The organism is Flavobacterium caeni (genome assembly GCF_900101895.1).
GTDB classification, from domain to species: Bacteria; Bacteroidota; Bacteroidia; order Flavobacteriales; family Flavobacteriaceae; genus Flavobacterium; species Flavobacterium caeni.
On sequence record NZ_FMVF01000005.1, the window covers coordinates 226,592 to 245,198 of the forward strand.

22 protein-coding genes are annotated in these 18,607 nt (G+C 50.5%); 6 read left to right on the forward strand and 16 right to left on the reverse strand.

The annotated features are described in order from the left end of the window. Nucleotides 1–59 precede the first annotated feature (59 nt). From BLP55_RS06620 to BLP55_RS16970, 11 genes are all read right to left on the reverse strand, one after another. Nucleotides 60–338 (reverse strand): TIGR03643 family protein, encoded by a 279-nt coding sequence (locus BLP55_RS06620; protein WP_091141539.1) that lies wholly within the window; start codon nucleotides 336–338, stop codon nucleotides 60–62. A 98-nt stretch (nucleotides 339–436) separates the two neighbouring features. Further along, on the reverse strand, nucleotides 437–1,273 hold the full coding sequence (locus tag BLP55_RS06625) for a sterol desaturase family protein (protein ID WP_091141540.1): 837 nt from the start codon (nucleotides 1,271–1,273) through the stop codon (nucleotides 437–439). Nucleotides 1,274–1,309: 36 nt separating this feature from the next. Next, nucleotides 1,310–1,909 (reverse strand): alpha-ketoglutarate-dependent dioxygenase AlkB family protein, encoded by a 600-nt coding sequence (locus BLP55_RS06630; protein ID WP_091141541.1) that lies wholly within the window; start codon nucleotides 1,907–1,909, stop codon nucleotides 1,310–1,312. Between the two features lie 61 nt (nucleotides 1,910–1,970). Next, nucleotides 1,971–2,717 (reverse strand): aquaporin Z, encoded by a 747-nt coding sequence (aqpZ, locus tag BLP55_RS06635; RefSeq protein ID WP_262494177.1) that lies wholly within the window; start codon nucleotides 2,715–2,717, stop codon nucleotides 1,971–1,973. Nucleotides 2,718–2,798: 81 nt separating this feature from the next. Next, entirely contained in the window at nucleotides 2,799–4,148 is a 1,350-nt protein-coding gene (locus BLP55_RS06640) for a sensor histidine kinase (RefSeq protein WP_091141543.1), read from the reverse strand. Nucleotides 4,149–4,266: 118 nt separating this feature from the next. After that, nucleotides 4,267–5,175 carry an EamA family transporter gene (locus BLP55_RS06645; RefSeq protein WP_091141544.1) on the reverse strand — a complete coding sequence of 303 codons (909 nt, stop codon included), beginning with the start codon at nucleotides 5,173–5,175 and terminating at the stop codon, nucleotides 4,267–4,269. 273 nt (nucleotides 5,176–5,448) lie between these two features. Further along, nucleotides 5,449–6,171 carry an alpha/beta fold hydrolase gene (locus BLP55_RS06650; protein WP_091141545.1) on the reverse strand — a complete coding sequence of 241 codons (723 nt, stop codon included), beginning with the start codon at nucleotides 6,169–6,171 and terminating at the stop codon, nucleotides 5,449–5,451. A gap of 3 nt (nucleotides 6,172–6,174) precedes the next feature. Next, nucleotides 6,175–6,612 (reverse strand): hypothetical protein, encoded by a 438-nt coding sequence (locus tag BLP55_RS06655; protein WP_091141546.1) that lies wholly within the window; start codon nucleotides 6,610–6,612, stop codon nucleotides 6,175–6,177. 84 nt (nucleotides 6,613–6,696) lie between these two features. After that, entirely contained in the window at nucleotides 6,697–7,203 is a 507-nt protein-coding gene (locus BLP55_RS06660) for a DUF6438 domain-containing protein (RefSeq protein ID WP_091141547.1), read from the reverse strand. Next, nucleotides 7,200–7,664, reverse strand: coding sequence for a DinB family protein (locus BLP55_RS06665; RefSeq protein WP_091141548.1), 465 nt, complete (start codon nucleotides 7,662–7,664; stop codon nucleotides 7,200–7,202). The genes BLP55_RS06660 and BLP55_RS06665 overlap by 4 nt, the downstream gene beginning before the upstream one ends. A 57-nt stretch (nucleotides 7,665–7,721) precedes the next feature. Then, nucleotides 7,722–7,877 carry a hypothetical protein gene (locus tag BLP55_RS16970; RefSeq protein WP_170826806.1) on the reverse strand — a complete coding sequence of 52 codons (156 nt, stop codon included), beginning with the start codon at nucleotides 7,875–7,877 and terminating at the stop codon, nucleotides 7,722–7,724. A gap of 586 nt (nucleotides 7,878–8,463) precedes the next feature. Here BLP55_RS16970 and BLP55_RS17395 point away from each other — a divergent pair. The 3 genes from BLP55_RS17395 to BLP55_RS06680 all read left to right on the forward strand — a co-directional run bounded on the left by BLP55_RS17395 (nucleotide 8,464) and on the right by BLP55_RS06680 (nucleotide 11,579). Further along, the gene (locus BLP55_RS17395; RefSeq protein ID WP_091141549.1) at nucleotides 8,464–8,919 is read left to right on the forward strand and encodes a response regulator transcription factor; all 456 of its coding nucleotides are present in this window, start codon (nucleotides 8,464–8,466) and stop codon (nucleotides 8,917–8,919) included. A gap of 108 nt (nucleotides 8,920–9,027) precedes the next feature. Further along, nucleotides 9,028–9,570: a DUF4199 domain-containing protein gene (locus tag BLP55_RS06675; RefSeq protein WP_091141550.1), complete on the forward strand. Its 543-nt coding sequence runs from the start codon at nucleotides 9,028–9,030 to the stop codon at nucleotides 9,568–9,570. Nucleotides 9,571–9,659: 89 nt separating this feature from the next. Beyond that, on the forward strand, nucleotides 9,660–11,579 hold the full coding sequence (locus BLP55_RS06680; RefSeq protein WP_091141551.1) for a PAS domain-containing sensor histidine kinase: 1,920 nt from the start codon (nucleotides 9,660–9,662) through the stop codon (nucleotides 11,577–11,579). A 16-nt stretch (nucleotides 11,580–11,595) separates the two neighbouring features. Here the strand turns inward: BLP55_RS06680 and BLP55_RS06685 are convergent, their stop codons facing one another. Further along, entirely contained in the window at nucleotides 11,596–12,000 is a 405-nt protein-coding gene (locus tag BLP55_RS06685; RefSeq protein WP_091141552.1) for a VOC family protein, read from the reverse strand. Nucleotides 12,001–12,038: 38 nt separating this feature from the next. Next, complete coding sequence (locus tag BLP55_RS06690) at nucleotides 12,039–12,446, reverse strand: VOC family protein (RefSeq protein WP_091141553.1); 408 nt, start codon at nucleotides 12,444–12,446, stop codon at nucleotides 12,039–12,041. 176 nt (nucleotides 12,447–12,622) lie between these two features. Between BLP55_RS06690 and BLP55_RS06695 the strand changes: the two genes are divergently transcribed. Beyond that, the gene (locus BLP55_RS06695) at nucleotides 12,623–13,606 is read left to right on the forward strand and encodes a GlxA family transcriptional regulator (protein ID WP_091141554.1); all 984 of its coding nucleotides are present in this window, start codon (nucleotides 12,623–12,625) and stop codon (nucleotides 13,604–13,606) included. Nucleotides 13,607–13,629: 23 nt separating this feature from the next. On the opposite strand, the gene BLP55_RS06700 is transcribed toward BLP55_RS06695, so the two are convergent. Both BLP55_RS06700 and htpG read right to left on the reverse strand, forming a co-directional pair. Continuing rightward, a complete protein-coding gene (locus tag BLP55_RS06700; RefSeq protein WP_091141555.1) occupies nucleotides 13,630–14,076 on the reverse strand; it encodes a nuclear transport factor 2 family protein in 447 nt (148 codons plus the stop codon). A gap of 79 nt (nucleotides 14,077–14,155) precedes the next feature. Next, entirely contained in the window at nucleotides 14,156–16,042 is a 1,887-nt protein-coding gene (htpG, locus tag BLP55_RS06705; protein WP_091141556.1) for a molecular chaperone HtpG, read from the reverse strand. A 168-nt stretch (nucleotides 16,043–16,210) separates the two neighbouring features. Between htpG and BLP55_RS06710 the strand changes: the two genes are divergently transcribed. Both BLP55_RS06710 and BLP55_RS06715 read left to right on the forward strand, forming a co-directional pair. Continuing rightward, nucleotides 16,211–16,687, forward strand: a complete 477-nt coding sequence (locus tag BLP55_RS06710) for a lipocalin family protein (RefSeq protein WP_091141557.1) — start codon at nucleotides 16,211–16,213, stop codon at nucleotides 16,685–16,687. Between the two features lie 12 nt (nucleotides 16,688–16,699). Next, nucleotides 16,700–17,392, forward strand: a complete 693-nt coding sequence (locus BLP55_RS06715; RefSeq protein WP_091141558.1) for a YiaD family glycine zipper/OmpA-like lipoprotein — start codon at nucleotides 16,700–16,702, stop codon at nucleotides 17,390–17,392. 40 nt (nucleotides 17,393–17,432) lie between these two features. Here the strand turns inward: BLP55_RS06715 and BLP55_RS06720 are convergent, their stop codons facing one another. Then, a complete protein-coding gene (locus BLP55_RS06720) occupies nucleotides 17,433–18,557 on the reverse strand; it encodes a glycoside hydrolase family 53 protein (protein ID WP_139149619.1) in 1,125 nt (374 codons plus the stop codon). Between the last annotated feature and the right edge of the window lie 50 nt (nucleotides 18,558–18,607).

Sequence of the window (18,607 nt, forward strand, 5' to 3'; positions counted from 1 at the left end):
ACAGTACGCGCCTGGTTTTTAGTATCGGATTAACAATAAAAAAACCCCCGAAGGAGTTGTCAATCCATTTTATTCTTGATGTAGTATTTGCCGTCGAGCTCGTCGTCAAAGTCATCGAACTTGACCGGTTTGGGTTTGGGTTTGCTTGCCTGCGCCTTTTTCTTCCAGAGTTCGAAGCGGTCGGCGGTCAATTTGCGTTTCATGATTTCGAGCACTTCCTGCTCAGACAATCCAAATTCCTTTTTGATAATTTCGAACGGATTGCGTTCTTCCAATGCCAAGGTAACGAGCCGCTGTTGTTGATCGTGGGTCAGCTCGATTCTTTTGTTCTTTCTCATTAGGTGAAAATCAATTCAGATAATTTTTAGACAAATGTTGCATTTCCAAGCCAATATTAGTAAAAAAAATAATCACTTTTCAAGCGCCCTGAAAATTTTTAAGACGATTCGGGCGGCGTGGCTTTTCGCTTTTTCTGGAACGGGATCCCAAGCAGGTTTCGCAAGCTGTTGTGCTCTTGCGGCGCCATGTGCGTATCTACGCCATACACGATGTCTTGTTTGCGCAGGACCTTGAACGTGCCGAACAGCCGGTCCCAGATCGAGAAGATGTTGCCGTAGTTGCTGTCGGTGTACGGCAGTTTGTAATGGTGGTGTATCTTGTGCATGTCGGGCGACACGATCACCCAGCTCAACAAGCGGTCGACCGCAGGCGGCAAGGCGATGTTGGCATGGTTGAACTGCGAGAACACCACCGAAAGCGATTGGTACAGGAACACCATCCACATCGGAGCGCCCACCACGAGCACGCCCAGCGTCGTAAAAACAAAACGTATCACGCTCTCGCCCGGGTGGTGCCGGTTGGCCGATGTCGTGTCGATCCAGGTATCGGTGTGGTGTATCAAATGAAAACGCCACAAAGGCGCAACCTTGTGCTGTACCCAGTGCGCGAGATAGGCCCCGATGAGATCAAGCAGCAAAAGACCCAGGATTGCATACAACCAGACGTTCATTTCTGGAAGCCAGTGCAGGATACCAAAACGATGGGCCACGGCGTAATCGGCGGCCATCAACAAGACAAAGGCGAGCACAAAGTTCACGACAATCGTCGTCAGCGTGAAAAAAATGTTGATCCCCGCGTGGTGCCATTTGCGGTAGTCGAACGAAACCATCGGCCTGACACTTTCGAGCAACCAGAAAAAGGCGATACCGCCGGCCAGGATAGCCGCGCGGTGCGAAGACGGGATCGTCGAGAAGTAGGCGATGATCGAATCCATGGAAAAGGTTTGAACCAAATGTACTTTTTTTCCTATTTACTTGATGGTGCGAAATGTTAAATTGATGCGCGGCCCGACGGGTTTGGCCGTTTTGGGGATTTGGTGTTTCCAGTGGTGTTGCGTTGCGCCCCGCATCAAAAGCAGGCTTCCGTGTTCGAGCAGGATTTTTTGGGTGGGGTAATCGCCCGAATTGTGACGCAGGTGAAAAGAACGCGCCGCGCCCAAACTCAGCGATGCGATAACGGGATCGCGCCCGAGTTCTTTTTCGTTGTCGGCGTGCCAGCCGTTGCTGTCGCGTCCGTCGCGATAACAATTGAGCAGTACGGTCGTGAAATGCACGCCACAAACCGCCTCGACTTGTTCCTTTAAGTGTGCGAGCAACGGTGTCCACCGGTTGGGTTGCATCACGATGCCCGAATAGCCGTACGGCTTGCCCTCGTTGCCGTACAGTGCCGTCAGTCGGGGTTGGGCATGCTGACGCCCGAACACCGTAATGTCGTCCTGCCGCCAAGGCGTATCGGCATGCAATCGGTTGAAGCAATCGTTGGCCACATCGGCCGAAAGCCAATTCGGGTGGTATTGGACATCGGCATCTGGAAGATCAAAAACAACAGGGGAAAATTCAAAAAGCGACATAAGCAAAAATAAAAAAACGGCGGGAACTTTCCGCCGTTTTGCTTTTGGTCACCTGTTGTGGTTAGTCGTCTGTTTCAAAATCGGTCTTGCGCAACAATCCCTTGTAAACCAAACCGCCCACGGCAGCACCGGCAATAGGGGCCACGATGAACAGCCAAACCTGCTCGAGCGCCCAACCTTGTACGAACACCGCCTGGCTGATGCTGCGCGCCGGATTGACCGATGTATTGGTCACCGGAATACTGATCAGGTGGATCAATGTCAGCGCAAGGCCAATGGCGATTCCTGCGAACGCCCCGCTGGCACGGTCTTTTTCGGTCGCGCCAAAAATGATGATGATGAACATGAACGTCATTACGAATTCGGTCACGAAACACGACATCATATCGTACTTGCCCGGCGAATGGTCGCCGTAGCCGTTGGCGGCAAAATCACCTATGGCGCTGCCGTTGCCCGTCGCAATCGCATACAGCACGCCGGCGCCAAAGATACCGCCCAGGATTTGTGCGGCCACATAAGGGAACACGGTCGAGGTTTCGACACGTCCTCCGGCCCAAAGCCCGATGGTGACCGCGGGGTTAAGGTGCGCGCCAGAAATGCGTCCGAGCGAATACGCAATGGTGAGTACCGTTAAACCGAAAGCAAGCGATACGCCCACAAGACCGATACCGATAAAAGGGTCTGACGTGAAATTGGCAGCCAAGACGGCGCTTCCGCAACCGCCCAAAACAAGCCAGAACGTTCCGAGGAATTCTGCTGCAAATGTTTTCATGAGGTTTGTTTTTTGGTTAACGACGCAACGGTAGATCCGAGGGTCTTTATCAAAAATAACAAATTATGCGTTCGGATTTAAAAAGCAAACGATTGAAAATGAATAAGTAATCAACAGTTAGTTTCCAAACATCACCGTAAAAGTACTGCCCATCCCTGGTTCGCTCACCACCGAAATCTTCCCTTTCATGCTCTCGATTTGCGTCTTGGTCATGAAAAGCCCCACGCCCTTGGCCTCGGGATGTTTGTGAAAAATCTGGTGCATACCAAAGAGTTTGCTGCCGTGTCTGGCCAGGTCGATGCCGAGCCCGTTGTCGGACACGTGCAGGTAAGTGTGTCCGTTTTTTTGCTCCGTCCAGACCTTGACGATGGGTTTGCGCTCGGGGCTGCGGTACTTGAGCGCGTTGCCGATCAAATTGTGCAGGATGCTGTCGAGGTAGATTTTCGAGTACGTGATTTGCGGCGCTTGCGAAAAATCGGCCGTGATGGTGGCTTCCCAGCGGTGGATTTCGCCCTGCAGGGAATCGACAGTTCGATCGAAAAGCGGGGCAAACGCGAGCATTTCCTTTTCTACCGATTTGCGTTTGATGTGCAGCACTTCCATGAGTTGGTTGAGCGATTCGTTGAGGTTTTGCGCTACCTTTTTGAGCATGTCGAACAACATCTTGTAGTCGTCGACGGTGCTGTTTTCGTCGGCCGAGGCCACCAACGCGGTAATGTTCGAGGCGGGCGAACGCAAATTGTGCGAGGTGATGCTCGCAAAATCGTTGAGCTGTTGGTTCTGGAACGTGAGCTCGTCCATCAGGTTTTCCTGGATGATTTTGTCGCGCAGCAATGCTTTGGTCGTACGGCGCAACAGTACATAGGCCGCAAAAAGGCTCAAAAATGTGATCCCGGCAAACAGGATGAAGTTGAGGTTGCGTGCCCTTACGTTGGCCTCGGTATGCGCCAAATTGGCTGATAAGGACCGCAATTCCTGTTGCTGGTAGGCAAGGACACGGTCGCGTATCGAATCCATAATTTCTTTTCCTTTGCCCTTCTTGACCAGCTCTGCCGCCGCGGACATGCCTTGCTCGTTCCGCGCCTTGATGGTCAGCGCGCTGATTTGTTTCTTGTGCTGGATCAGTCGTTGCAGTGTGTCGATGTGGTGCACGGCCACCGTATCGCCCTCGGTCATGTTCTTGAGTGAATCGATCCACATCGAAACATTTTGGTTCCCGTCTTCATAAACCGAAAGATAGTCGCGTTCGCCCGTAATCGTAAAACCGCGCGTTCCGGTCTCAATATCGATCGTACTGGAGAGTATTTTTTCGAGCAAGTCGTTGATGTTACTCGTCCGGTTCACCGACAATCGGTTTTGTTTGACCAATTGGGCGCGGTTCCAGGTCGAATAGACCAAAATAGAAAAAACGACCAGTATGGTCAAAAAGGTCGCGTCGAGCGCGTTCTTGAGCGTGAGGTTTTTCATGGTTGTGGTATTTGGGACGGCAACCCAGGCGGGCGCGTAGGCGCAAAATTAGGCATTGAAGCGGTTGTGGCATTACAAAACAAACGGAAACCTTTACAACCGTTCAACCAAAAAGAAGCTATTTTTTGAACCGCACATTCATCATCACGATGGCCACAATGATGAGCGCGATGCCAAGCCATTGCAAACCGATCACTTTTTCGTCGAGTACAAAATAGGCCATCATGACCGATACGGGCAACTCGAGCGCCGAGACGATGCTGCCCAACCCGATGCCCGTCAGCGGAAATCCTGCATTCATCAAAAGCGGCGGGATCACCGTGCCGAACAGCGCCAGCAGTATGCCCCATTTGTAAAAAATGTCGTAGTTGAACGGTGTGTGCTGTGTGGCCAGAGCAAAAATCAAGACCATCACCGCGCCGCCGAGCAACATGTACAAACTGCGCTGCGCCGATGAAACACCCACCGCGACACGATTGGCCGTGAACATGGTCGTGGTGAACGATGCCGCCGCAAGTAGCCCGAGCACCAAGCCGCGCCAATCGAGCTGCGCCGTGCTGTCGATCAGGTTGGTGGCCAGTGCCGTTCCCAGCAACACGACCGCGACGGCCATTAGTTTGATGTTGGACGGCCGCTTTTTTTCGAGTAGCATTTCGAGCAGCACGCCCATCCATACGGTTTGCATGAGCAGGACAATACCAATCGAAACCGGGATGTATTTGACCGCGAGGTAGTAAAAAATGCTCGTCAGTCCGGTAGATGTCCCGGCCACCATGAGCTGGATGATTTCGCGCGGCGAGGCATTGACCACGGCATCGCCTTTTTTGATTTTGCCGATGGCGTTCAAAAGCAATATCGCCAGGATACCAAGGATGAATTGCGACGCGATGACCTCGGCAGGGGTAAAGGGCAACCCCGAAACACCCGTGTCATGGTAGGCCAGTTTGACGAACGTGGCGAGCATGCCGTAACTGGTGGCGCCAAATCCGACGAGAAATACGCCTTTGAGAATTTGATTGTTTGTCATGGGAACGATAAAAAGCGGGCAAAGATACGCGAATAATACCGACTAAAAAATTCGACGATTTAAGGGTTTGCGCAATAAAATGGAAATCGTATAAATATTGTCGGGAATTATGTAAACCGAAATTTTGGACAATGTTAAATATTTGTACCAGAGACAAAAACGCAACACAACCAGCTTTTTTTACTTTATCAACAAAAACGATTTGAGACAACGTCGGTGTTCCGAATCACCCGCGAAAAGATCAAATCAAAGAAAAAGGGAATGACAATCTTGTTATTCCCTTTTTTGCGTGTCCAGTTTTTTGCAAAAATCGTTGATCAGGTGCGACAACTTGAACGGCTCTTGAAGCATTGGTAAATGGCCACTATCGATTTTCGAGATGTCTTTGGTCTTGAGGTTTTTGGCCATTTGGCGTTGCGTTTCGGCGGGCATTTCGCGGTCGTCGGTGGTCAGGATGTACATTCGGGGAATCTTCGGGATTTTGCCTTCGCAATCCTCGAGGTACAATTCGCGCGACTCAAATGTAAAGCGTGAAACAATCTTGGCGGTTTGTTCGTCGTCCAATCCTTTGCAGAGCCCGTTTTTGATGGTAGCGGCGGGTGGTTTGGTGCCGAAAATCCGCATCACCAACGGTAGAAGCAACCGTTTCATCGGAGGCAGACACGAGACAAAAGAACCGCCTTTTGCCGGGATGGCCGCCGCGATGCCGATAAACCCGATGACGCGTCCTGGGTAGCGCGCCGCAATGTTGAGCGCGATGCATCCGCCAATCGAATGGCCTACGATTACGATCTGGTCTACCGTCCAGTTGTCTATTTGCTGCACGACCTCTTCCACATAATCCTTGTAATGCAATCCGGTGTTGGCAGGGCCATTGCCGCGGTTCTGGAAATTGATGCGCAGCACCTGCCAGTCCAGCTTCATGTCTTGCCAGATGAACGCGCCCAGTCCCGCGCCGTGGATCAGTACGATTCCTTTTCCTTTGACGAGTTGCATAGGCTATTGGGTAATTCCTTTGATGGGTAACGGGAATAAAAAATGCTCCAACACATGGTCGTGCGCGTTCGAGACGTATTCCTTGAACGACTGCATGCTACGGCGCATCGCCTGTGCATATGCCGAACCGAGCACACCCAAAATGGTTTCGATTTCGGTCAGCTGGTATTTGATGGCTTCTTCGCGCTGTTTTTTGTCGCGCGGCAGCAAGGCGTCCAACCGGTCGAGTTGTTGGGCAAAGTTTTCGCGTACGTCCTGGTAATAACGGGCCAGCAACGGTTCCTTGTTGTCGTAGTCCTTGATGTGCGCCAAATCGATGGCTTTTTGTTTTTCCTGGTCGTCCAATTGGCCGTCGGCGTTGGCGGCCAGTAGGGAAATGAAGGCCGGGAATTGTTGTAGTTTTTCCCGTTGTTCGTGTGTCAGGTTGGCGTATAGTTCCATGGCATTTGTTTTTGGTTCGGTAAAGTTCGCAAATTTGTCGGGCGTAACGTTACAGTTTTTACGGAAAGAGTTGCGGGTTTCGTTTTACTTGCGCGGGATGCTGTCGAATTCGATCTCAAACCGCTCACCGACACGATCAAACCGCGTGTTCTTGTAGATTCCGGTTAGCGTCGAGAGCAATGCCCGCGCATGGTCGGGCGGAAACATCGCGCGCAGGTATTTGCGTTTGCTGTTGTAATAAACAATCAGCGTCTTCATGGGCGCATCGCAACAATCGGGGCCTTTGAATTGTACGGTATCAAGGCCTATCGCACGCAGGTCTTCGAGCAATCTGACATAACTTGTGTCGGCGATTCTGCCCTTAAAATAACCTACGCGAACCAAATCCTGGTGGTTGCCGCGCTTGCCATACAGCGAATCGCCTTTGAGCAAAACCGACCGGTCGTTGCGGATTTCCAGATGATAGCTCGGACAAACGCCAAAACAAGGCCCCGAATGGAACGCGATTTTCTCGAACGCGAACGATTCTTTGGCCGATCGGCAAGCACCGAGCGTGAGCGCGAGTAAGCAAAGGGCGATACAGTTTTTCATCGGATGATATCGGTGTCTATCGGCACATAACCCAATTGCCGTGTGAGCGAAAGGATTTGTCCTTTGTGGTGGAATTCATGGGTTATCGCATGGGTGAACAATTCGATCGGCGTCGACAGGAATTTTTTCTCGCCCAACGAGGCGGGTAGGGTTGCCGTCGGGTCGTCCTTAAACCGTTCGCAAAATTCGACCACGAACACATCGACTTGATCAAAGACAGACACGGCCTGCGCAATATCGGTCAGCGAATCCTTGTCGGTAAAGTCGGGCCTTCCCTGCAAGGCGTGCGTCCCGATCCACCATTGGTAGGTGTTGGCGTTGTGCACGAGCAAGTCGCGTACACTGCCCCGGCCAAACGCAGGGTGCGCTGCCAGGAAATCGGCATCGGTCAGCGTGGCGCAGTAATCGAGCAACACCTTGCGCGACGACCGTACAAGATCGTATTGTTTCTGGAAATCCATGGTATTTTTTCACGAGCAATTTAACTAAAAATACCCATCAAAAAAATTTTGTTGCGATCAAAGCCCTTTGGCGATTTTACCCGTGCCGTTTGTTGCGCCGTTGGTACCCGATTTGTCCGATGCCGTTCCTTTGATTTTGTTGGTCGCGCAGCCAAGCGCCAGCAAAATGCAAAACATGGCCAGAACCGTCCTGAAGAAATTCGTACTTTTCATAACAATCAATTTTAGACAAGGTATGGCAAAGATTTACGTCGGCCTTACAAGTTTGCCGTGAATTCTTACATCTTTTATGCGGTGGTTTGAGGTTGACATTGTGTAAGAAATTCTTATAATTCTGTAAGCCGTTGCCGCGATGGGCATCGTAAATTTGACCTAAATAACATCATCTTCAAGCAACACGAAGACGATAAATAGAAGTTAGATTCTATTATTTTGAAAGCCCGTATCATTTCATGGTACGGGTTTTTAATTTTAGGATTGGAAGGTAAAATTTGCTTTTTTTTCGATTGATTTAGGTGTGATTTTATTTTTGGATCGTGTGTTTTTTTGTGAGCGACGGCGCAAAATAATGATTAAAGTTTTAAGTTGATTAGAATATATTTGCGTACTGGATTTCAATTGTTTAATGGATTTATTTTAAACAGATTGTTCTGATTTTAAATTAATGACATAATTTGTCATATCGCTTGTTTTGGACAGTGGATAGCTAGATTCTGCAGACGGCTGCCTTGTCACGTAGATTGCATGTGTATAGACAAAATTTATCGGCAAAATTCATCCGATTTTTTACTTTTGGGGCATGCAAAAAACGGGTTTTTCCAAATACAAAGAAATCGTTTACTACGGGTTGGCGCTCGCGGCACTTTTGTTGGTTTTGCGCTTTCTCGAAATCAGGTACCTGGTGTTCGCGCACGGATTCGAGATTTACACCGCCATCTCGGCCGTACTTTTTATGGCGCTCGGGATTTGGCTGGCCATCAAGTTGTTTAAGCCCAAAACGATTGTGGTCGAGAAGGAAAAACCGCTCGAATTTAATTTTGATGCATCGGCTTGCGAAGCGATGGGCATCAGTAAAAGAGAGCTCGAGGTGTTGCAACTCATGGCCCAAGGCCTCAGCAACGGAGAAATCGCCGAACGGCTGTTTGTGTCGTTGCCTACCGTCAAGACCCATGGCGCACGGTTGTTCGAAAAGTTAGACGTCAAGCGCCGTACGCAGGCTGTCGAAAAGGGCAAACGGCTGCGGCTGATCCCGTAATGCCAAAGTATGAAAGCAAACAAAACAAGTCAAATCATACCAAAGTATGACCGTTTTCGCGGGGCAAAGATTCAACTTTGTGGCTTAAACCAATAAAAATACATTTCCATGAAAAAAGTTATTCTCAACAACGGATTAATCGCAGGAATCATCGTCAGCCTTTGGATGGCCACCAGTATGTTGGCCGTGGGCTGCGACAACATGATGGCCTTGGGCCCTAGGGGCATGATCATCGGCTACACCGGCATGCTGGTGGCGTTCTCGTTCATTTTTGTGGCGGTCAAGAATTACCGCGACAAGATCAATGGTGGCGTGGTGGCGTTTGGGCGCGCCTTTGGCATCGGTTTGCTGATCAGCCTGATCGCTTCGACGTTTTACGTGGTCACCTGGCTTGTGGTGTACTATAATTTCATGCCCGATTTTATGGACAAGTACGCGGCCGCGGCCATCGAACAGGCCAAAAGCACCGGCGCATCGGCTGCAGAACTGAAAGCGCAGGCCACCGAGATGGAATGGGCCAAACAAATGTACAGCCAGCCCGTCAACGTGGTTTGGATGACCTATCTCGAGGTGTTTCCCATCGGATTGCTCGTCTCGCTTATCACGGCCGCGATACTCAAACGCAACCGCGCCACGATCCAGGAAGCTTAGGCTTCCTTTTTTCTTAAATTTAACGTACGGGCTGCTTTCGGTTTGCGGAAAATTTCGTTAATTAGAGCCAACGAAGGAATGCTCAAACCATGACCGATTACACGCAGGAATACCTCGAAACGTTACTTGCTGCCAGCCATGATCCCATCCTGGTCCTCGATGGGGGTTACGTCATCCGCAAAGCCAACATGCATTTCGTGACATTGTTCGGCGATACAGGCGAGTCGGTCGAAGGACGTTCGCTGTTCGAAATTGCCGACCGTTCGTGGGCCATACCCGAGCTCAAGGATTTGCTTTCGCGCGTATTGTCCGAAAACTTTGGTGTCGAGAATTATGCGCTCGAACTTGCCGTCGCAGACCGAAGGTATTCGTTGTTGCTCAACGCGAGGCAATTTGCAGATCGCATAGACGGTTCGACGCTCTTGTTTTTGGCCATAGAGGATGTCACCGATACCAGGCAACACGAGGCCCGTATCCGGCAGGCCGAGGAGCTTCGCCAGCAAAGCGAGGATTTGTTCAAGGTGGTGTCCGATACGGCGCCCGTCATGATTTGGATGTCCGGGACCGACAACCGCTGTTATTTCTTCAACAAAAATTGGCTCGATTTTACTGGAAGGACGTTGGCGCAGGAAGTCGACCAGGGTTGGACCGAAGGCGTGCATCCCGACGATTTCGAGCGTTGTCAGCGTATCTCCAAGACCAGTTTCGAGGCGCGCAAAGAGTTTTACATGGAATACCGGTTGCGCCGAAAAGATGGCAAATACCGCTGGATTTCAGACAAAGGCGTGCCGCGGTACGACATAGACGATCAGTTCACGGGCTATGTGGGCAGTTGCATGGACATCCACGACCAAAAGGATTTCACCGATGCACTCGAGTCGATGGTCAGGATCCGTACGCAGGAGCTCGAACGGTCGCAATCGTTTCTCAATTCGGTACTCAATTCGACTTATTACGGCATCGCCAGTTACGAACCCATCTACAACGAACGCAACAAGATCAACGATTTCCGCATTTTGTATTCGAACCCCGAGGTACCTGCCAATTTTGGGCTTACCGTGGCCGATGTGGTGGGCAAGACCTGTTTTGAGGTCTATCCCGGTATTTTCAGCAACGGCGTGTTCGACAAACTCGTGCGTTGCATGGAAACGGGCAAATCCGATACCTACGAGATTGGAGTCGATTTGAACGGCAAGACACTGTGGCTTAGTGCGGCCATCGAAAAAGTCAACAATACGCTCACGGTGACTTCCAAGAACATCACCAAGGAGAAAGAGGCGGCGTTGTACCTGGAGCAGATCAACGAAGAGCTCAACGGCAAGAACAAGGAGCTGGCGTCGCTGACGTACATTGCTTCGCACGATTTGCAGGAGCCGTTGCGCAAGATACAGATGTTTACGAGCCGCATCCTCGAAACCGACGAGGCCAAGCTGAGCGAGCAATCGCAGCAGTATTTCAAGAGCATCACCTCGACGGCGCTCCGCATGCAAAACCTGATCGACGCCGTACTGAGTTATTCGCGGATGGAGTCGGAAAAATACAAATTCGAACGCACCAACCTCAATACGCTGCTTTCCGAAGTACTTTTGCAAATGGAGGAACAAATCGAGGAAAAAGGCGCCACGATCCACCGCGACGAATTGCCCACGCTCAAGGTCGTCCCGATCCATTTCCAGCAATTGTTCGGCAACTTGCTCAACAATGCCATCAAGTACAGCAAAGCCGATGTCAAGCCCGTCATCAGCATAAGCGCGACCAAGGAAACCGTCAACCGTCAACTGTATTGGAAAATCAGCATGGCCGATAACGGCATCGGGTTCGATCCGCAATACAAGGAAAAGATATTCGAAGCTTTCCAGCGCCTGCACGGCAAGATGGAGTATGTGGGCACGGGCATCGGGCTTGCGATTTGTCAAAAGATCGCGCACAAGCACAACGGTTTCATCACCGCCGACGGCCAGCCCGATATTGGCGCGACGTTCCATCTTTACATACCCGCCAAGGAGTGACTTGTTGGCCCGTTGCTTACGGTTCTTCGTATTGTACGATCCAGTGGTTGCCGTATTTGTCGATCAAATCGCCCGTCCAGCCCCATTGCGAAGCGCCCAGCGGATGCGTCTGTTGGCCACCCGAAGCCAGTTTGCCGTAGGTGCGGCTTGCTTGTTCGGCTGAGTCGCATTGCAGCAGCATGGCCACGGCATTGCCCTTGATGCGTCCGTTTTCGTCGGCCATGTCCGAACCCACCAAAGTCCAATCGCCGCGTACGAGCGTCGCCTGTACGATGAGCGACTTGAAACTACACGGCACCCGCGCGCCCAAGGGCGAATCGCCGACGGTTTCCAGAACCAAATCCCCACCCAGACAATCGCGGTAAAACGACATGGCTTCGCGGCAGTTGCCGTTGAACGTCAGGTAGGAATGGATGGTCATTTTTATTTTTTTGAATGGGCGAATTTATTGCCGCACGATCAGTGGGCAGGAATGGCGGCCGGATCCATCCAAAAGTAGCTCCAAATGTGACCGTCGAGGTCTTCGAATTCGCGGCCATACATAAAGCCGTGGTCTTGTGTCGGCGCCGATTCTTTGCCGCCGGCTGCGATGCCGCGTTCGAAAATCGCGTCGACTTCGGCTTTGTTTTCGCATGAAAACGCGTTCATGACCTCGATGCTCTTTTTGGCATCGGTGAGTTCCTTGTGGGTAAAGTCCTTGAAACGCGGTTCGGTGAGCAGCATGGCGTAGATGTGTTCCGAGATGATCATGCACGTTCCGTTCTCGTCGGTAAATCCTTGGTTAAAGGTGTAGCCGACCTTGGTAAAGAATTCAATCGATTTTTGTAAATCCTTGACCGCGAAGTTGATAAATACCTTGGTTTCCATCTTGTTATTATTTATTTTTTATTATTATTTTTTATTGTGATAAGACAAAGATATTTTGATAGCAGGAATTTGGCGATGTGTAAAAACGACTAATGCATGGGTTGATTGCGACAAACGGATTGGCTATATTTGTTAGTAGGCAATACCAATAAAAAATAATAATAGACAATAAAAATATGAAGCATATCTCAATTTTAGTCCCTTTCGGACACGCCAGTTTGCCCAACATAGACGGCACGCACCAATTGCTCAACGACGTCAACGGTTGCGCCGCGCGCATGGGATTGCCCAAGGTGTTCGACATCCAACTCGTGGGTATTTCGCCCGAGATCATCCAGCGCAACGGTCGCTTTACGATACAAACCGACTGTTTGATCGACCAGGTCAAAAAAACCGACCTGATCATCATCCCGGCCATCCACGGCGATCTGCAACAGGCCATAGACACCAATGCCGAATTCCTGCCCTGGATTGCCAAGCAATACCAAAACGGGGCCGAGGTCGCCAGCCTGTGTATTGGCGCGTTCCTGCTGGCCGCTACCGGATTGCTGTCGGGCAAACAATGCGCGACGCACTGGGCCGAAGCGCACAAATTTGCGCAAATGTTTCCCGACGTACACGTGGTAGACGACAAGATCATGACACACGAAGACCGCATTTACACCAGCGGCGGCGCCTATTCGTTCCTCAATCTGCTGATTTATCTGATCGAGAAAAACGCAGGGCGCGAGGTGGCCATCATGATGTCTAAGCTGTACATGATCGACATCGATCGATACAGCCAATCGCCGTTCATCATGTTCCAGGGCCAAAAAGACCACGACGACGAGGCCGTGCAAAAGGCGCAACAGTACATCGAGGACAAATTCGACGACAAGATCACGGTAGAGGAATTGGCCGACAAATTTGCCGTCGGACGCAGAACTTTGGAACGCCGGTTCAAGAAAGCCACCGGTAACACCGTCATAGAATACATGCAACGCGTCAAGATCGAGGCCGCCAAACGCAGTTTCGAGACGAGCCGCAAGAACATTTCAGAAGTGATGTTTGACGTGGGCTATACCGATACCAAGGCGTTTCGCGATGTGTTCCGCAAAATCACGGGGCTTACGCCTGTGGAATATAGGAACAAATACAACCGGGGCGTTGTTGTGGCCTAATAAATAATAAGAATAAAAAATAATCAATGAAGGCTCACCACCTTTGTAATCTTCCACTTTTCCCCGTCGTTCCTCCAAAAAATGATGAACTTCGAGTCGTGCGGCACCGCGCCGGGTTCGGCCTTGTTGTGGAATTGGTGCATCCCGATTTCAATAGCGCCCCAATCCTTGATCGGGTAGACTTCGATGCTGCCGGGTTTTAGGTGGCGTGTGACTTTGCCGCAAATATTCTTCTTTGTGGCTTCGACCACTTCTTTTTTGGATTGCATGAGTCCGCCTTTATCATGGTAGAATTCCAAATCTTCGGCATAATAGTCGCTGTAAACCGCAAGTTTGGCGTCGCAATGGTTGTAGGCATCAAAGAAAATGCTGTCGTGGCGCGCGATGGTTTGGTGCAAAGCAGGATCGTCGGGAACGTATTGCGCGCAAAGCGAAGCCGGGCAAAAAAACAATAAAAAAGACTTTTTCATAGACACAGCGTTGAATGCCCTAAAATAAAAAAACCTGCCAACTTTCGCCAGCAGGTTTTCTATTTAAAACAGATAAAATTTATTTGATCAGCTCAAAACTGCGTTTGACAAAAGCCGTCAGTTCTTCGCCCTTGAGCAAATTCTGCGACAGTTTTGCGAGGTCGAGCGCTTGTTTGACCAGGTGTTCCTGGTGCGTCTTGTCTTCGGTATTCAAAATGTTCGTCGCCAATTCAGAATTGGTGTTCACCACCAAATTGTACATGTCCGGGAAGTTGCCCATGCCAAACATCCCGCCGCCGCCGCTTTGGCTCATTTCTTTCATACGGCGCATGAATTCGGGCTGCGTGATCAAGAACGGCGCGGCATTCGAATCGAGTGCTTCGAGTTGGACGGTATAGGTGGTTTTGGGGACGATGTCTTCTACAACCGTCTTCAGGCTGGTTTGCTGTTCGTCCGACAATTTAGAAACCGCGTTCTCGTCTTTTTTGATGAGGTTGTCAACGTGGTCCGAATCGACACGAACAAAAGTCAAATCGCTGTTGTCGCTTTCCAATTTCTGGATCAGGTGCGAAACGATGGGCGAGTCGAGCAACAACACTTCATATCCTTTGGCCTTGGCGGCATCGATGTAGGCGTGTTGCGCGTCTTTGTTTCCGGCGTACAACACGACGAGCTTGCCGTCTTTGTCGGTTTGGTTGTCTTTGAGTTTTTCCTTCAATTCTTCGAGTGTGAAATACTGCCCGTCTACGGTAGGGTACAAAACGAACGCACCGGCTTTTTCATAGAATTTCGGTTCAGAAAGCATGCCGTATTCCAAAACGATTTTGATGTCGTTCCACTTGGCTTCAAAATCTTCGCGGTTTTCGGTAAACAACGATTTGAGTTTGTCGGCGACTTTGCGCGTGATGTAATTCGAGATTTTCTTGACGTTTCCATCCGCCTGAAGGTAGGAACGCGACACGTTCAATGGAATATCTGGCGAATCGATCACACCTTTGAGCATCGTCAAAAATTCAGGGACGATGCCTTCGACATTGTCGGTCACGAACACCTGGTTCTGGTACAATTGGATTTTGTCTTTCTGGATTTGCAGATCGGCGCCCAGCCTCGGGAAATACAAGATCCCCGTCAAATTAAAAGGATGGTCTACGTTCAAGTGGATGTGGAACAAAGGCTCCTCGAATTGCATCGGATACAGCTCGCGGTAAAACGACTGGTAGTCTTCGGCCGCAAGCTCCGAAGGCTGCTTGGTCCAGGCCGGGTTCGGGTTGTTGACGATGTGGTCTACGGTTTCGTACTCGGTTTTGTAATCCTCGGGCGCATCCTCGGGTTTTGGCAACGCGTTTTGCCTGGTGCCGAACTTGATTGGGATCGGCATGAATTTGTTGTATTTGTTGAGCAATTCACGGATTTTCGATTCTTCGAGGAATTCGAGCGAATCGTCGGCGATGTGCAAAATGATTTCCGTTCCGCGGTCCGTTTTATCCGACGGTTCTAACGTAAATTCCGGGCTTCCGTCGCACGTCCAATGCGCCGCCGGTTCGTCTTTGTAGGATTTGGTGATGATTTCTACCTTGTCGGCCACCATGAACGCCGAATAAAATCCGAGCCCGAAATGCCCGATGATACCCGTGTCTTTGGCCGAATCCTTGTATTTGTCAAGGAATTCCTCGGCGCCCGAAAAGGCCACTTGGTTGATGTATTTCTCGACTTCGTCTGCCGTCATCCCGATGCCTTGATCGATGATGTGGAGTTTTTTCGCGTCCTTGTCGATCTTGATTTCGATCCTTGGGCTGCCGTATTCGGTCTTGGCCTCGCCGATGCTTGTCAGGTGTTTGAGTTTGAGCGTCGCATCGGTGGCGTTCGACACGAGCTCGCGTAAAAAGATCTCGTGGTCGCTGTACAGGAATTTTTTGATCAGGGGAAAGATGTTTTCTACAGAAACATTGATTTTTCCGGTTGTCATAATATTTTGGATTTAAAATTTTCTGTCCCCGGCTGTTCAAATACGATACCAACGCGGCCAACGTGACAAAATGTCGTATGTTAATTTTAATAGTAATTTAAGGAATTTTGGAACGTGCAGAAATTTTAACAAATGTATATTTGTACCGTAACCATAACCTATCCCATCATGAGAAAAATCTTTGCAATGATTGCGCTGACCGTGGCTTTTGTAGGATGCAAGTCTACGTCGGCGACCAGCACCAAAGTCGACAACAAGTCGCACACGGCCATCAAAGGCAATTGGGTCATCACTTCGGTCACGTATCCGGGATCGGAATACATCAAGGTGACTTCGTTCAACCTCGCCGATTCGAAGTGTTTCGAAGGCAGCACTTGGAAGTTCGTTTCCAACAACGACACCGGAAACATGACACTCAACGCCGCCGATTGCGCGCAGTTTACGTCGCCGATCAAGTGGTTTGTCAACAAAGAAGGCCAGTTTGTGCTCAAGGTACTCAACGCGGGCGAGAAGGCCAAGAAAGTGCGTGACGGCTATGTGCTTCGCGTGGCCAACCAATCCACCGAATCCTTCCAACTCGTCGACAACATCAACGTGGGCGGCAAGCTCACCGATGTGGTGTACCAATTCCAAAAAGTCAATTAACCTCGAATTATCATGAAAAAGTTAGCGATCATGGCACTGGCAACGTTTATCGTTTCGGGTGCTACCTTAAGTTGTGAATCAGTAAAAAATACGAACAAAGCGCAAAGGGGCGCGGCCATCGGTGCGGTGGGCGGTGCGGTACTCGGCGGCGTACTCGGCAACAACCTGGGCAAGGGCGGCAATGGTGCGCTCGGTGCGGTGTTGGGTGGTGTCGTAGGCGGTGTGGCCGGTGGCGTCATCGGAAACCAAATGGACAAGCAGGCGCGCGAGATCGATCAGGCGCTTCCGGGTGCCGACGTGGTACGTGTAGGCGAGGGGATCAAGCTCACCCTGGGCGAGAATGCCGTTCGTTTCGATACCAATAGATCGACATTGACCCCAACGGCAAAAGCCAACCTGGACAAATTGGTCAAGGTGTTCAACGATTATCCCGATACCGACATTGTGATCTACGGGTACACCGACAACACGGGTACGCCAGAATACAACCTCAAATTGTCGGGCGAGCGCGCGGCTTCGGTCAGGACTTATTTGTCGGGCAAAGGATTGAAATCTACACGGTTCCAAACCACAGGATTGGGTATCGCCGATCCGATTGCGACCAACGACACACCTGAAGGACGCAGCCAAAACAGACGTGTCGAATTTGCGATCACGGCCAACGAAAAAATGGTCCAGGATGCGCAAACCCAAACCGGAAACTAATTCAAGCTATTGATAGCAAGCCGCCTGCGGGCGGCTTTTTTTATGGCGTGAACACACCCATTGCCGGTAACGCTTTGTGGTCGAAGTCCCACAGTGCCTGGTTTTCCCAGCTTGATCCGCCAGTCGTGGTGGTCTCGTTGCCATCGAATGCGACCCAGTCGGGTGCCCAATACACCCAGCCGATGCCTTTGTCGTTCGGGATGCTTTTGACGATGTTGTCGATACGGCCCATGAAATCGCGTTGGCCTTGCGGCGTGGCGGGATAGGCACCGATGATTTGGTCGGCCGAGCCAATGTAATTCGTCAGGTTGTCGTCCCATTCAAAAGTAAACGGGTAGGCCACTTCGACAATCATGATTTCTTTGTCGAATGTCGCGGCCAATTCATTGAGCTTGGTTTGCACGGTGATCAGGTTCTTGGTCTGGAATTGCGGATAGTACGACAACCCGATGACGTCAAAATCAAGCGCAAAAGGTTGCAGTTCGGTAAAGAAATACACGGCGTTCTCTACTTTGGAGTGGTGCAGGATCACTTTCGTATCATTTCCATTGACCTCGCGCACGGCATCGATGGCTTTTGAAACCAGCGCCGCATAGTTGGGCCAATTGTCGTCGAATGCATCCCAAACGCGGCCGTAGTCCCACAAGAACCCGCTGTCGGTTTCGTTGCCGATCTGGACGAATGCTGGTGCCGTTCCTTGATTTTTGAAAGCCGTCAGTACACTTTTGGTATAATCGAACACTTCTGTCTGCAATTGTTCTTGTGTAAGTCCTTGCCAAGCGGCAGGTGGCGTTTGGTGGCTTGGGTCGGCCCAGGTATCCGAATAGTGGATGTCGAGCATGAAAGCCATATTGTGCTGTTTGATTTTTTGCGCATAGGCCAATACCTGGGCCAGCGTGTTTTGCCCGTCTTCGGACGTGTGCCACAATTTGAGCCTGACCAGATTCGTCCCCGCCGATTCGACAAAATCGAGCAAGTTTACCGTGGCCCCAGCCGCATCGCGGTACACCGGATCGTAGCTTTCCAATTCAGACTGGAACGACAAATCCATCCCGCGATAATAGGTGCGTTCGGGTGTTGGAACAGTAGGCACAATGGGCTCATCGTCGCTGCCCGAGCAGGCGGCCAGCGCAAAAAACGAAATCAGAAGGGCGTAAACTTTCATAGGATTTTTACCCGCAAGGTAAGTGATTTGGCCGATTCCCAAAAGTGTTT

Coding starts and splice junctions, on each gene's coding strand:
- BLP55_RS06620 (WP_091141539.1), bottom strand. CDS start 338: ATGAGAAAGAACAAAAGAATCGAGCTGACCCACGATCAACAACAGCGG.
- BLP55_RS06625 (WP_091141540.1), bottom strand. CDS start 1,273: ATGGATTCGATCATCGCCTACTTCTCGACGATCCCGTCTTCGCACCGC.
- BLP55_RS06630 (WP_091141541.1), bottom strand. CDS start 1,909: ATGTCGCTTTTTGAATTTTCCCCTGTTGTTTTTGATCTTCCAGATGCC.
- BLP55_RS06640 (WP_091141543.1), bottom strand. CDS start 4,148: ATGAAAAACCTCACGCTCAAGAACGCGCTCGACGCGACCTTTTTGACC.
- BLP55_RS06645 (WP_091141544.1), bottom strand. CDS start 5,175: ATGACAAACAATCAAATTCTCAAAGGCGTATTTCTCGTCGGATTTGGC.
- BLP55_RS06650 (WP_091141545.1), bottom strand. CDS start 6,171: ATGCAACTCGTCAAAGGAAAAGGAATCGTACTGATCCACGGCGCGGGA.
- BLP55_RS06655 (WP_091141546.1), bottom strand. CDS start 6,612: ATGGAACTATACGCCAACCTGACACACGAACAACGGGAAAAACTACAA.
- BLP55_RS06660 (WP_091141547.1), bottom strand. CDS start 7,203: ATGAAAAACTGTATCGCCCTTTGCTTACTCGCGCTCACGCTCGGTGCT.
- BLP55_RS06665 (WP_091141548.1), bottom strand. CDS start 7,664: ATGGATTTCCAGAAACAATACGATCTTGTACGGTCGTCGCGCAAGGTG.
- BLP55_RS16970 (WP_170826806.1), bottom strand. CDS start 7,877: ATGAAAAGTACGAATTTCTTCAGGACGGTTCTGGCCATGTTTTGCATT.
- BLP55_RS17395 (WP_091141549.1), top strand. CDS start 8,464: ATGCAAAAAACGGGTTTTTCCAAATACAAAGAAATCGTTTACTACGGG.
- BLP55_RS06675 (WP_091141550.1), top strand. CDS start 9,028: ATGAAAAAAGTTATTCTCAACAACGGATTAATCGCAGGAATCATCGTC.
- BLP55_RS06680 (WP_091141551.1), top strand. CDS start 9,660: ATGACCGATTACACGCAGGAATACCTCGAAACGTTACTTGCTGCCAGC.
- BLP55_RS06685 (WP_091141552.1), bottom strand. CDS start 12,000: ATGACCATCCATTCCTACCTGACGTTCAACGGCAACTGCCGCGAAGCC.
- BLP55_RS06690 (WP_091141553.1), bottom strand. CDS start 12,446: ATGGAAACCAAGGTATTTATCAACTTCGCGGTCAAGGATTTACAAAAA.
- BLP55_RS06695 (WP_091141554.1), top strand. CDS start 12,623: ATGAAGCATATCTCAATTTTAGTCCCTTTCGGACACGCCAGTTTGCCC.
- BLP55_RS06700 (WP_091141555.1), bottom strand. CDS start 14,076: ATGAAAAAGTCTTTTTTATTGTTTTTTTGCCCGGCTTCGCTTTGCGCG.
- htpG (WP_091141556.1), bottom strand. CDS start 16,042: ATGACAACCGGAAAAATCAATGTTTCTGTAGAAAACATCTTTCCCCTG.
- BLP55_RS06710 (WP_091141557.1), top strand. CDS start 16,211: ATGAGAAAAATCTTTGCAATGATTGCGCTGACCGTGGCTTTTGTAGGA.
- BLP55_RS06715 (WP_091141558.1), top strand. CDS start 16,700: ATGAAAAAGTTAGCGATCATGGCACTGGCAACGTTTATCGTTTCGGGT.
- BLP55_RS06720 (WP_139149619.1), bottom strand. CDS start 18,557: ATGAAAGTTTACGCCCTTCTGATTTCGTTTTTTGCGCTGGCCGCCTGC.